Here is a 12,329-nt window from a genome sequence, read left to right on the forward strand (position 1 = left end):
GGTCGATCACCGCCCCCTTGGTGCCCGCTGGCCGCACCCTAAAAGGTTCAGGAGGCTCAGGAGCAGCTGAGAACGCGGGCTGCAACCGGTGGCATTCAGGTATCCCACAGATAGGGGTTAACGTGGTGCCCGCCACGGCGGCCGTGCTCGTACCCTTGCTGCCAAGCCTTCCCCACGGCGGACACAAGTTCGGCCAGCAGCGGATAGTAGGGGTGGTCCGGGCCGATGTAGATCATTTCTTCGGCGGCCTTGTCCACCGCCGCCCGCACCTGGTTTTCGGCTGCAGGACCGATCATGTGCCCTCCTGTTTGCAACTCCGACGGCTCGCCTCGAATGTACTCGGGGCATTTGGAGGAGTCCATAGCCGCGACGGTTTGAGGCCTGCAGTCCGTTCGTCGGACCCCTTCGCGGACCGGTCTCACGGGACCCGGGACCCTATGCGGAAAGGTACGGCGCGACCAATGATGGCGATGCCCGATACCGCATTTGAACCGCATATGTCCCGTGGAGCGTTCCCTCTCCGGCAGGGCAGGAAGTTACCGGACAATCTTGACGTCCTCGCCCCGGAGGCTGGCCCGAAACCCATCGTTCTGGACGGCGACGTCCTGGAGCACGAGGCCCTCGGGCAGGCCCTCTATGTCGTGCTCGATGGTCACGAGCCTGCGCACGACGGCGGCGGTAGCGTCGGAGAGGAAGTCCGGCCCACCAAAGTCGATGGAACGTGGCTCGACAACGATCCTGCCGGCCTCAACCTCGACCGTGCCAGTGGCGATGACGCGCAGTTCGCGGCCGAAGGCCTCGACGGTGCGAACCACCGTGGCCTGGCCGCCGTCGGCGGCGCCGACCACGGTCCCGTTACCGAGCTCGTCGGCGACAACCTCGAACGGCACGGTCGCGTCCACGGCGAGTTGGGCAGCGACCAGCCCGTCCGGCCCCGTGACCACGTCTTGCCCGACGGCCCGGACGTCACGGAGCACCGATCCCGCAGTCACCACCATCCCAGCGTCCAGCTCCAGGTCGGCGAGCCACAACTCGTCCTCGAGCATTTCGGCGGGAGGCTCTGCGTCCGGCGGGCGCTCGGTGCCCAGCGTCGGCGACGGCGCGGGCCCTGACTCGTCCCCGCCGGCCGGGTCGCTCACCACCCAGAAGATGATCGCAACTCCGACCACCAGGACGAGGACCATCCCAGTGGCACCGATCAGCCAGTCCTTCACACGCGTCCACTCCACTAGAACAGTCTGATGGCTCGCCGTCTGCCGCGCGAGACCCTGAAACTGGTCACGCCGCTAGGGTGTGGTGCGTTTCCGGCTATGTGCCTCGCAGAACGGCGGAAAAGATCAGATCCAGTGACCGGCCCCGGGCGAAAATGGACCACCGGAGTGACCCGTCCAAGGATCCCTTAGCGGGCGGTAGCGACGAGGTTTTCCACCTTGCGCACTAGAGCTGTCGGGTCTGGAAGTGCGAGCGTTTCCGTTCGTAGAGCTATAACGCGGTTGCGCATCTTAGCGTCGTCACGCAGGGCCGCTACTTGCTCCCTGATCACGATCGAATCCGCAGTCTGCGAGTCGAGCACATGTCCCACGCCGAGGTGCTGGACACGATCAGCGGTGAAAGGCTGGTCTGCTCCCATGGGAAAGAGGATCTGCGGGGCCCCACCCAGAACGGACCTCATGAAGAGGCCGCTACCCCCGTGATGCAGAACGACGCTGGCACGTGGGATGAGGGCTTCAAGATCGACGTACCGCTCCACGCGCACATGCGATGGTTGAGGGCCGAATCGGGCGGGGTCGAGATCGCGTCCAACTGCCACTACGCAGGGAGCATCCACTTCGGCGAGTGCGCCGAGAATCCGATCAAATAGATCGCCCGATTCCGTATTGAACTCGGTCCCGAGGGTTGCGACAATCGACCCGTTCGGGTCGGGTTTGAGCCCGTGATCAGGCCGCATCCATACTGCGTTAGCTGGGGCGGGAAAGTCTGGAGCTCTCATGGTCGGTGTGAACGGTATAACAAATAGGTCGCCCTGGTACTTGATGGGCTCTGACAGTTCAAATTCGAGACGCAATCGCTCGAGCGCATCACCGATGCGATCCGCGCGCACGAGTGATCCCGATGCAATCACGGATACAACTACGACCGGAACGCCCGCCCTTGCACCTACTGCCATCGCCCCAAAGTCCAGCTCATCGCACACGATCAAATCCGTGCTCGAAAGCACCGCCTCGACAGCTTCCGCCGACTGGCGCGCAGCATCGCCTGCGAAGTACTCAGCCACAACAGCCACCTCCGCATCCCGATCCACGGGTAGCAAAGGGGAGATCTCATTGCTGACGCGGGCTCGACGATCCGGGCGAGTTTCCATCCGCCGAAACATTCCCTCAGGAGCCGACCGGGCTCCAGAAGCCCGGCCGACCAGGGTGAGGTCATGGCCCGCATCGACGAGTGCCCGAAGCAGAGGAAACTGAGGAACGAGATGACCGGCGCCACCAACAAAGGAGCAAAGTATTTTCACGTTCCCAAGATTAACGCCGCGGCCGTGCGTCCTTTCCAGTACCAGCGCGGGGAGACTCGCACGTCTGGTCGCTAAACCGTAACCCTGCCCGTTACGGCGGTCGATGACCCACTGTTGGCGCCCGTTAGCCGAACCTTTTACGGGAGTGTTTTTGGCTTGTCCAGGACGGCAGGCGAAATAGCACTTCAGATAGAAGCGGCGCCTCTAGCTGGTGCTGCATGTAGCCACCCGCTAATTGGGCGTTCGGTTTTGCAGGTCCAAGCTGTAATAGACACATGGGCGACCAGAGTCCTCAAAGAACCCGCCTCCAGTGACCTGCCAACTCGCGGCTTCGTATAACTTGCGTGCCCCAAGATTGTCCTCCAAGACACCGAGGGTTGCCCCTGCAAATCCTTCTCTGGCAAGTGTCTGCGTGAGGCCGGCGAGCAGGGACCGTCCCAGTCCTTGGGCTTGGTAAGCAGGCTTTACCGCCAGCAATGAAAGGTGAGCTGTCCGGCCAAGGCCAGGAGCGGTCTTTTCAGCTGCCAACACGAATCCCTGAATGTCCGCGCCGGTTTCCGCGACCTGAAGGATACTTCCCGGGACGCCTAGCTTCGCCAATGCTCGGTCTTTCATTCGAACATCGTTCGGCGTGCCGTCACGAAGCGCGATGGCGTTCATCCAAAGCTCTGAACACTGCAGGAAATCTGCTTCGGCTCCTTCACGCAAGGTCCAGGGAAGGAGCGAGTGCTTACGTAAATTTAGATTTTCCATCCCTACCTTTGTACCCGCCATTGGCCTTTTCGCCTCTACTGGCGCACCGTCGTCTACCGCCCTAGCCAATTCCCGCGACGCAGGTCGTGATCCCCAGGACTGCCCGCCCCCTATCCTTCAAGGCGAACGCTTTACTGTTCTTGCCTAACGAGTTCGAGGACGTGGGCATAATTTTGTTCGAGTGTGGGATTCGGAGTAGCTATGCGCCGTAATGCGATGTGGACGACGTCAATGGCCACGTTTCTTGTTACACGAACCAGAGGGTAGCCCTCCTCGACCACCTCCCAGTGGGCGCCAGGAACAGTGTGGGTGAGGAGATCTCCATAGAACATTCCGATAGGGCGGACAAGCTCAGCCGCCAAGCCATCATTAATGGCTTGATCAAGAGTGGCGAGGCTTTCTGCCTTTCGAGGCAGTGTTTGGCCTCGCTCTTGGAAGTAGTTGAGGAGTTCGTCATATCCGCCAACGTTAGTTGGAGGGGGTGCTACGGCTTCCGAGGTGACTGGCTTATATTCCGCATATCTTTTCGGCATTCCTGCAGGCAGTTTCTGCAGAGGTTCGCCTGAATCATCCGGAGCGCTCATCTGGTTATCGTAGTGCTGCAAATTTGCAAATTGGGTCCAGCTTCCATGAGTAGATTCCGCCGCGCCCGGGCCTTCTGAAAGACGTGGTTCGCCGCCACTCGTCCCGTGGGGGTGAGTTCGCACTTCGTCCCGTAAGCCGGTCCCCACAGGGGCGAGGGACACCCAAAATTTCCGGATCACGATTCGCCGGGCTTCCGCGACAGCCAGATTCCCATAAGACCCGCCCGAGAAAATGCCCGGTGACGGGGGGATAAACGGGACGTCCAAGACCATGACCGGACTGCTGATCGGCCATGGGCGCGTATCCACCAACGACCAAGACCTAGCCGCCCAGAACAATGCCCTGGCCGCTCTGGGGTATCGCTGGATAAGGCCTTCATCGACCCAAGGCCTTGTCGGTGCCAACCGGGCACGGCCCGGGCTCGGGGAAATGCTGGCCGCGGCGCTTGCCATCGTCGAGGACCTGTCCAGTGAAGCGCAGTGGTGCTCCCTCTGGCACACTCCGATCCCATCATTCAGGCACGGCGGCCCGGCGAGGCTTTCAATGGCCAAACAGGGTCTTGTTGCCTGCAAGCCGAACCTATTGCCACGGTGAGTGGAAGCACCGCCGACGGCGTTGCCAGCAGCATGAGGACGTCACGCCTGACCGTTAGGGGAGAGCCTAGGAGCTGATGTCCCAGTGGACCCCGATGGCGTCGGCAATCCGGCCAGCGGTGACGTCTACCCGGAAGGCAACCGGCGCGGTCCCTGTCTCTTCGATGACCGAGTCACGGTACACGCGCCCGCATGAAGGACACAGGGTGTAAAGATCCTCATCCGGAGGCCATGCCGCCAGCTCCGCGGGGCGGTTCTCTCCGCTGTAGACAGGAACGCCTTCTGAATTGGCCTGGATCAGCCCGTCCCTGCTGACGGTGTTGCCGCACACACAGGTGATGGTGGTGACATCATGACCGATAACATCGGCGGTTTCAGTGTCCATGATGACCTCCCCGGTGCTGGAAGAGACGTGCTGGTATCAGCTTATTCCTGCTGCTCCGTGCGGCAACTGCGATGCTTACAAATTCCCGTTGTGGTGGGCGCCCAACAGGGCCACCATGATCCTATGGATGCTGAAACAACGAAGGCGGAGGAACTGAACCTTCCCCAGGCCTTCCTCCTCCTGGCAACGAACGACACGACCGGCAAACCCGAAATACCGGTGTTCGCACTCAGGACCACCTTGGCCGGGGCAATATTGGCCGAGCTGGACCTGATCGGTGCGATCGAACTGCAGGGGAAGCATGTCAGGGTGACCGGCGACGCCCCGCAGACTGACCTCCAGCACGAGCTGGAGCTCATCCGTCACAAATCACGGCCGCACAAGCCAAAGCGGTGGGTGTCCATGCTGGAAGGCCGTGCGGAAGCGCAGCGTGTCTACGAGGGGATGGTGTCACGGGGCCTCCTGGAACCTGTCGGCGAAAAGCACCTGGGCCTGTTCCGGTCCGTGCGGTATCCGGAGAAGGACCACGCTCCCGAGGCGGCCCTCCTGAAGAAGGTCGAGGCCGCCCTTAACGGTGGGCCGTCCGATACCGGGGTGCCTGATTCCGCACCGATCGACGCCGGGGCCGCCGATGAGGGAACGGCTGACTCCGGGATGCCCGACGCCGCTCCGGGCGACGGGGCGAAGGCTGGTGCCCCGGAACCTGCTGCCCAGGCGCCCGATGCGCGGACCATAGCTCTGATCGCTCTGCTTCATGCGGCCGGGCTGCTCCACAAGCTATTCCCGTCAGCCGACAGGGTATGGGCAGACGGGCTGGCGAAGGAATATTGGCCGGCCCGTGCGGTGGAGGACGAACTCCGCATGATCAGGCTGGCGGAGGAAGAAGCCCCGGCCTTGTGACCCCGGGTCACCTCAATGCCCTCTGGTGTCCACAGGAATCACATCCACGCGCGTACCCGGGCCCAGCACCACCAGGACGTGCCGGGCCGTGATTCCCTCCAGTGCCTTCGCCAGCTGCCCCGCGCTCTCCTCGGACGCCGGAGAGGCGACAGGCTCCGGCGGTGCCGCGGCGCCGTCGTCCGCCCGCAGCCAGACGGTGACCTTCGCACCCCCGGTAACCTCGGCAATTCCCTGTGCGATCGCCTCTGAACCGGACCCTGCCACCAGGGTGACGTGGTCGATGGAACGCCGCCGGGCAGGCCCGGCCGCTGCGAGAAGGGCCCGGTCACGCCGCCACAAGGCGAAGTGGTAGCCGGCCACCAGCCCGGCGGCCACCAGGAGTCCGAGCGGGCCGCGGACGCGGTCAATGGCACTGCCGCCCGACACCTCACCCAGCAGGAATTCAAAGATCCGGTACGCAATCACCAGCAGGGCAATCAGCGCCACAACGGCACTGACCCCGAAGAACGCGATGAGGTAGATCCGCCGCCCGTGCGGGATGGCATCGGCGCTGTGCGGCTGCTTCGCCGGTCTCCATGCCAGCCACCAGACCGTGCCACCCACCACCAGGGAACTGATGCCACCCAGGAGCAGGGTCCGCTCCGCGCCTCCCGCCAGGGGCGATACCGCGGCGGCCAGCAGCGAACTGACAATCACACCAATGCCGGAGGCTGACGCAGCCAGGGCCACTGCCGACGTCACGAGGAGGCTTGCCCGCCGGGTTTCACTGGAGCGCTGGACCGACACTGCACGGTGGTAGCGCCATACCGTTGCGCCGATCAGGGCGGCAGCCAGGGCAGGGGCCAGGGGCTCCAGGAGTTCACCCATCGGATCAGTCCCGTCAAAAGCCAGCCGCAGCAGCACAAACAGCGCCACCGCGCTCCCGCCGAGTGCGGTGATGCCGGCCGCGAAGATTCCGACGGCGACCATGCTCACGTCAACGAGACCCGTCCTTAGGCGGCGGCCGCCCTCATGGATCCAGTGCCACCACCACACCACACCGCCGCCGGCCGCCCACACCAGTGACCGGAGCACGGAATGCCACCAGGGATCCGCGGCCCCGGCCAGGATGCTGCCGCCGCGGATAGCGACGTCGAATATCCCGCTCAGTGCGATGATCGCTGCAATCGTGCCGACGAGCAGGCCAAAAACTGTCCCGATGGTGCATCGGATGTCCTCCAGATGGGCAGCGCCTTTGTCCGGGTGCTTCCACATCCAGCGGTGCCATACCCAGACGACGGCCCAGACCAGTCCATTGGCCAGCGGCGACGCCCATGGGCCGCGCGGTTCGCCGATAAGGGACGCTGCCAGTCCCAGCAGTGACGTGGTGGCGATGATCAGTGAGACGAGGTACGTCCCCGCCAGGTAGAGGCCCCAGCCAACTGCTGTCCGCTCCGCCTCGTCGAGCCTGCGCCACAGAAACCACCACAGGAGCAGGGCGAGTGGCCCGCCGATCAGGGTGAAGGCAAGTCCGCCCGCGAGTCCTGCGACATCCGTGGCCGCAAGCACAGCCCCGGAGTTGAACAGGCGCTCCAGCAGTCCGCTGAGGCCGGAAGCCGCGATCAGCACCAGGACAAACAGGAGGGCGTACTGGATGATGCGGCGCAGTATCACCTGGGCCCGGGACAGCCCCGTTTCTACTGGCTGCAGCTGGGAGCTCATGGTCTCGTCGGCGTTCCGGTGCAGGAGATGAGCGTGAACGGCGCCGATTCCACCTTCCAGGTGCCGTCAACCTTCAGGAGCGAGAAACTGTCCTCCGACTCAAACTCGGACGGGCCAAAGGGACCGCCGTCGTCAGACTGGACGATGGAGACCGTGACCGTGGCCGATTCCGCCCGCTCGGTGGTGGAGACCAGGACCACCCGGGCGGGGCGGGGCATGCCGCCGAATTTTCCGGTGCACTGCGTTTTGGCCCGTTCGGTAAGGTACGAATCGGCGGCGGCGGTATCGCCGTCCATTACCGCAGCGCTATACCGCTGGACCACCCCCGCCGCGCTGTTCTCGTCCAGCGGCTCGGGTTCACCCCGCATGAACACGACGGCCAGCGCCACAGCCACCAGCACCGCGATGGCACCAAGCAGAACGATGAGGATCCTGTCGGGTTTTCTGGCTGTATCGCCCATGCCGCCAGTATGAGCCACGAGGCCCGGCTTTGCCCGTGCTTTTCGGCCCCAATTTGGTCACCTTTCACAGTCCTGCATCACAGGAACACGGTCGACGGCGGGAGGTCCCGCCGTCGTCCGCATGGTACCGAAAGCACGCCATCACGCCGCGGTCTGGTGCGCTCTCGGCCTCGAACCCGCGGGGGAGCGACGGCGTGCCTATGGTCCAAGCGACGCCTCCCGTTCACCGTCCCGAAACCGCCGGGGCAATACCCGTTCTCCCGCAGCCGGAAGTCTTTTCACGCACCGCCGCCCCGGCGCCCCCGTCGTCTGGGATATGAAACGACCCTGCTGTAGCAAGGAGAACCCCGTGTTCCTGAAAACCGCCGTCACAGCCCTTGTGGCCATTACTCCCCTGACCGGATTCGCCGCCCCGCCGGCCGCGAATCCCTCCGCCGCAGCCGACAGCAAGGCGTTCACCTTTGGCGTCATCGGCGACATCCCCTACGGCGACGCCGAAATCGCTAAGTTCCCGTCCCGCATCCAGGACATCAACGCCGACGGCACGCTGAAGTTCGTCACCCACGTGGGCGATATCAAGAACGGCTCCTCGGTGTGCTCGGACGAGTACTTCGCCAGGATCCGCTCACAGTTCGACACCTTCGCCCACCCGCTGGTCTTCACCCCGGGCGACAACGAATGGGTGGACTGCCACCGCACCAACAACGGCGCGTACAACCCGCTGGAACGGCTGGACAAGTTGCGGGAAGTCTTCTTCGACGAGCCCGGCAAGACCCTTGGCGAAACCATGCCGGTCAAGACCCAGGAGAACCTCGGGCTTCCGGAAAATGTCCGCTTCACCCAGAACCGTGTGGCTTTCTCCGTGGTGAACATCCAGGGCAGCAACAACTCGCTGCTTCCCTGGGGTGGCCTGGGCGAAACGGCCCCCACGCCAGAGCAGCAGGCCGAGGTTGAGCACCGGACGGACGCCGTCCTGGACCAGATCCGAGCCACGTTCGCTGACGCCGAGCGGCGCAATGACCGGGCCGTGGTTTTGATGACGCAGGCCGACATGTTCGATCCGTCGCTGCTTGACGCCGCTACCGCCAATCCGGAAATGGTCTCCGGGTTCCGCGAGATCGTGGCGGCCATCATTGAGGAGACCAACAGCTTCGACCGCCCGGTCTATCTGATCAACGGCGACAGCCACGTCTTTGCCGAGAACCAGCCGCTGGCGGAGGGCTCACCGTGGGTGGACATCTACGGCCAGCCCGCCGCCGATGACCTGCAGCGCATCACCGTGGACGGATCCGCCAACGCCACCAACTACGTTCGGTTCACGGTGGCCGGCAACAGCAGCGACGGCGCAGGTGTCCTGAGCTGGGAGAAGGTGCCCTTCAGCCAGTAGGGACCAGACGGAAGGGGACGACGGCGGGGGCCTCCCGCCGTCGTGGACGCAGCAAAGGTATTTTGGACTATTCAACTTGGAGAGGACCGGGGCTAGCCTGTTCGTAGCACGCTACTGCCAGCAGTGTGGCGGGGCGGTACGTTTCTTGAGCGGGTACGGGCCGGGGGGCAAATGGTGAGGGAATCTTTTCGGGTCCGTCCCGGACCGGTTCAAAGACAAGTGGTGGGGCCTGGCTCAGTCGCGGATGCCGTGAAGATTCCCGGCTCCGCTAACCACTCCCCGCCGTCCATGACAGTGCTGGTGGCCGACGACGATGAAGGGTCACTGCTGGTTGCGAAGGCCGCCGTCGAGAAGTTAGGCCATAACTGCATCGTTGCCTCAGACGGGGATATGGCGTGGCAGCTTTACCAGGTCCATCATCCTGAGGTGGTGGTCACCGACCTCATGATGCCCGGGCTCAACGGGTTTGACCTCTGCCGGGCGATCCGGGCCGCAGAATCCGGCTCCTATGCCTACGTGGTCCTGCTGACTTCGCACGGGGCGCGGGAGGACGTCCTGGAAGGAATGGAGGCCGGAGCCGACGACTATGTGACCAAACCCTTGGACCCCTTCGTCCTGCACACCCGCCTGCTGGCCGCTCGGCGGGTCACAACACTTCACGGTGCCTTGGCCGATGCCCTGACTGAAACGAGGGGCAGCAACGAGCGCCTGGCCGAATTCACCGGCCGGGTCAGCCACGACCTTCGCAATCCTTTGACGTCGATCCTTGGATATGTGGAGCTCGCTTCAGCGGAAGCTGATCCGGACGCCACCGCCCAGTACCTCGAAGCCGTCGGGCATAGTGCGCGGAGGATGCTGTCCATGGTTGAGGAGCTGCTCACATTCGCATCCATTGGTGGTTCGTTGGTTCGGTCCCGGCTATCGCTTGCAGACCTTGTGAAGGACGTCACCGATGACCTGAGCCTCGGTCTAAGGGAAGCTGGGGCGATGGTCGAGTGCGAGGATTTTGACTTCGACGCTGACGGGAGCCAGGTGCGGGTGGCGCTGCAGAATCTGATCCAAAATGCCGTGGCATACCGGATGAAAGGGGTTCCCCCCGTCATCCGGATCGTGGGGCAAAACTCGAGTGCCGGCGTCGTATTGCAGGTGACTGATAACGGCAAGGGAATTCGTGCCGAGGACCGACGCCGGGTGGTTGAACCGCTCGTCCGGCTGCACCGCGCGGGGGACCCGCCAGGGTCGGGGCTGGGCCTGGCGACGTGCGCCAGGATCGCGGCCGCCCACGGCGGGCGCCTGGAGATCTCCCCGGGTCCAAACAGCGGAACGACTGTCAGCCTCTACCTTGGGGGACCTGACAGTCCCGCTCCCTGAACCGGGCACCAACGTCGACCACGCGCGAAATGCAGGGGACGTCCTGGTTTGCCAGCGTTTAGCTATTGGGCGCCACAATAAAATGGGCGAAACGAAATTTCGCATTTTAGTTTGACGTAAAGGTCGGTGACAGGAAAATACCCGTTCAAGTTCCTGGGTCATGATTCGGAAACCTGCTTAACGGTTTAGGTCACGCTGTCTGTACCCGCCGCCACAAGGGCTGTCGGTTGTCATTGCGGTTTATTGCCGGACTGGCTTAAAAATTAAAAGTAGGTATGGTACTGGGTAACGCAAAGCATAGAAAGGCGTGATTCCGATGTCAGGAAAATCCCCTAAAAGCGGCGCCGCTAAAAAAGTGGGCAAGTCGATTCTCGAAAAGCGGGCCGACAAAAGAGCAAAAAATGAGAATAGCGAAATCAATTTCGTAAAGCCGCGCAAAAACCAGCGCTAAACAGGCCCGCGGGCAGCCGCATGGGGGACTCCTAGCCCTCTCGGCTGCCCGCGTCCTCCCCGTTGGGGCCTGAAGCTGTTCCGCGGTCCGCGCCTGCACCCGGACCGGCATCCCAGTCTTCAGTTACAAGGACACAACCATGAACACTTCCTTCAATGCTTTAGTTGTCCCGGCCCGCCTCGCCCATCCGGTCCACATGAGACCCGTGGAGCTGGACATGGCAGCACTGCAGCGGGTGGCTGCAGGGGAAATCGGGTTCATCGCCAGCCGGGACTGGCATGTCTACCTGGACCATGACGGGAACCGCACCGCCCAGAATATGCGGGCGGAAATCCTCATTCGCGAAGCGGGCGTTGACCTCGACGGCACTGTCCACGGGACCGCCATCTTCCTGGGCCGCCGAAACGGCGGCGAGGATGCAGATGCTCCCCACCACCTCGTCAGGCTCGCCGAGCAGCTTTTCGATCTGCCGCTGGCCGCGTAGCCTCGCCTACACCACTACCTCCGCCACCTCACGGGAGTGACGGCGGGCCCGCCCTTCGACCGGCACAATGGGCGCCGCTTGCCTTGCCTGAGGGCCTCGGAGGGTTCAGCATTAGAGCACCCTGTCGCCGCACGTCAGCGGCCGGAATGCCACCCGCGCAGTGACGGCGGAAAACTGAAACCCACGGTGGAGGACAAGAAGGATGAGCAACGCACGAATAGCCGGGGCGATCACATCAGCCAAGGCGTATCTGGCCGCGCACCCTGACGAGGCCCGTTACCGTGACTCCGTTGCATCCGCCGTCGTGGAGGACGGCCTCCGGGTCCGTGTCACCGGCCCTGATGGTTCGTCCCTCGTCACAGACATGGTGGCGGGGGTGGGCGGAACGGCGTCAGCGCCCTCGCCGGGGTGGCTCTTCCGTGCGGCGTATGCCTCGTGTGCAGCCACGCTCATCGTGATGCGCGCCGCGGAACAGGGGGTGGTCCTGTCTGCCTTGGAGGTCGAGGTGGACAGCGAATCCGATGACCGGGGCATTCTGGGCATTGCCGAGGACGTTCCAGCCGGCCCGGTCAGCATGAGGGTAACCGTTCGGGCGGAGTCGGCCACGGAAGAAGAAACCGTACGGGAGATAGTCCTGTGGGGCCTGAAGCATTGCCCTGTGGATGATGCAGTCCGGCGCCCGGTCCCGGTCCCGATAGACCTGGACGTCCGCGTAGCCGGAGAAAAATAGACGGCGCCTGGTGACC

Annotated in this window: 15 protein-coding genes; 7 read left to right on the plus strand and 8 right to left on the minus strand. The window is 63.5% G+C overall.

Annotated features, from left to right (window positions below):
* Positions 1-95: 95 nt before the first annotated feature.
* The 5 genes from AU175_RS13520 to AU175_RS21780 all read right to left on the minus strand — a co-directional run bounded on the left by AU175_RS13520 (position 96) and on the right by AU175_RS21780 (position 3,849).
* Entirely contained in the window at positions 96-296 is a 201-nt protein-coding gene (locus tag AU175_RS13520; protein WP_066289758.1) for a hypothetical protein, read from the minus strand.
* A 240-nt stretch (positions 297-536) separates the two neighbouring features.
* Positions 537-1,229, minus strand: a complete 693-nt coding sequence (locus AU175_RS13525) for an LmeA family phospholipid-binding protein (protein WP_082979154.1) — start codon at positions 1,227-1,229, stop codon at positions 537-539.
* A 170-nt stretch (positions 1,230-1,399) separates the two neighbouring features.
* Positions 1,400-2,275 carry a glycosyltransferase gene (locus AU175_RS13530; protein WP_156642313.1) on the minus strand — a complete coding sequence of 292 codons (876 nt, stop codon included), beginning with the start codon at positions 2,273-2,275 and terminating at the stop codon, positions 1,400-1,402.
* Between the two features lie 468 nt (positions 2,276-2,743).
* Complete coding sequence (locus AU175_RS13535) at positions 2,744-3,265, minus strand: GNAT family N-acetyltransferase (RefSeq protein WP_197497106.1); 522 nt, start codon at positions 3,263-3,265, stop codon at positions 2,744-2,746.
* A 131-nt stretch (positions 3,266-3,396) separates the two neighbouring features.
* A complete protein-coding gene (locus AU175_RS21780; RefSeq protein WP_156642315.1) occupies positions 3,397-3,849 on the minus strand; it encodes a DUF6278 family protein in 453 nt (150 codons plus the stop codon).
* A 271-nt stretch (positions 3,850-4,120) separates the two neighbouring features.
* Here AU175_RS21780 and AU175_RS22435 point away from each other — a divergent pair, with 271 nt between their 5' ends.
* Entirely contained in the window at positions 4,121-4,444 is a 324-nt protein-coding gene (locus AU175_RS22435; protein WP_156642317.1) for a recombinase family protein, read from the plus strand.
* 66 nt (positions 4,445-4,510) lie between these two features.
* Here AU175_RS22435 and AU175_RS13550 read toward each other — a convergent pair whose 3' ends face one another.
* Positions 4,511-4,828, minus strand: coding sequence for a hypothetical protein (locus AU175_RS13550; RefSeq protein ID WP_066289774.1), 318 nt, complete (start codon positions 4,826-4,828; stop codon positions 4,511-4,513).
* Between the two features lie 123 nt (positions 4,829-4,951).
* Here AU175_RS13550 and AU175_RS13555 point away from each other — a divergent pair, with 123 nt between their 5' ends.
* A complete protein-coding gene (locus AU175_RS13555) occupies positions 4,952-5,728 on the plus strand; it encodes a GOLPH3/VPS74 family protein (RefSeq protein ID WP_066289777.1) in 777 nt (258 codons plus the stop codon).
* A 12-nt stretch (positions 5,729-5,740) separates the two neighbouring features.
* On the opposite strand, the gene AU175_RS13560 is transcribed toward AU175_RS13555, so the two are convergent.
* Both AU175_RS13560 and AU175_RS13565 read right to left on the minus strand, forming a co-directional pair.
* Positions 5,741-7,429, minus strand: coding sequence for a DUF5671 domain-containing protein (locus AU175_RS13560; protein ID WP_066289780.1), 1,689 nt, complete (start codon positions 7,427-7,429; stop codon positions 5,741-5,743).
* Positions 7,426-7,890 (minus strand): hypothetical protein, encoded by a 465-nt coding sequence (locus tag AU175_RS13565; RefSeq protein WP_066289783.1) that lies wholly within the window; start codon positions 7,888-7,890, stop codon positions 7,426-7,428. The genes AU175_RS13560 and AU175_RS13565 overlap by 4 nt, the downstream gene beginning before the upstream one ends.
* A 349-nt stretch (positions 7,891-8,239) precedes the next feature.
* On the opposite strand from AU175_RS13565, the gene AU175_RS13570 reads away from it, so the two are divergent.
* The 5 genes from AU175_RS13570 (at position 8,240) to AU175_RS13585 (ending at position 12,313) form a co-directional block, all read left to right on the plus strand.
* Complete coding sequence (locus AU175_RS13570; protein WP_066289786.1) at positions 8,240-9,277, plus strand: metallophosphoesterase; 1,038 nt, start codon at positions 8,240-8,242, stop codon at positions 9,275-9,277.
* Between the two features lie 249 nt (positions 9,278-9,526).
* Positions 9,527-10,648 carry a sensor histidine kinase gene (locus tag AU175_RS13575; protein WP_066289788.1) on the plus strand — a complete coding sequence of 374 codons (1,122 nt, stop codon included), beginning with the start codon at positions 9,527-9,529 and terminating at the stop codon, positions 10,646-10,648.
* A 316-nt stretch (positions 10,649-10,964) separates the two neighbouring features.
* The gene (locus AU175_RS22555; protein ID WP_269449484.1) at positions 10,965-11,099 is read left to right on the plus strand and encodes a hypothetical protein; all 135 of its coding nucleotides are present in this window, start codon (positions 10,965-10,967) and stop codon (positions 11,097-11,099) included.
* A gap of 139 nt (positions 11,100-11,238) precedes the next feature.
* Positions 11,239-11,583, plus strand: coding sequence for a hypothetical protein (locus AU175_RS13580; protein ID WP_066289790.1), 345 nt, complete (start codon positions 11,239-11,241; stop codon positions 11,581-11,583).
* Positions 11,584-11,785: 202 nt separating this feature from the next.
* Positions 11,786-12,313 (plus strand): OsmC family protein, encoded by a 528-nt coding sequence (locus tag AU175_RS13585; RefSeq protein ID WP_066289793.1) that lies wholly within the window; start codon positions 11,786-11,788, stop codon positions 12,311-12,313.
* Positions 12,314-12,329: the final 16 nt, after the last annotated feature.

Source organism: Arthrobacter sp. B6, assembly GCF_001663775.1.
In the GTDB taxonomy this organism is placed as follows: Bacteria; Actinomycetota; Actinomycetes; order Actinomycetales; family Micrococcaceae; genus Arthrobacter.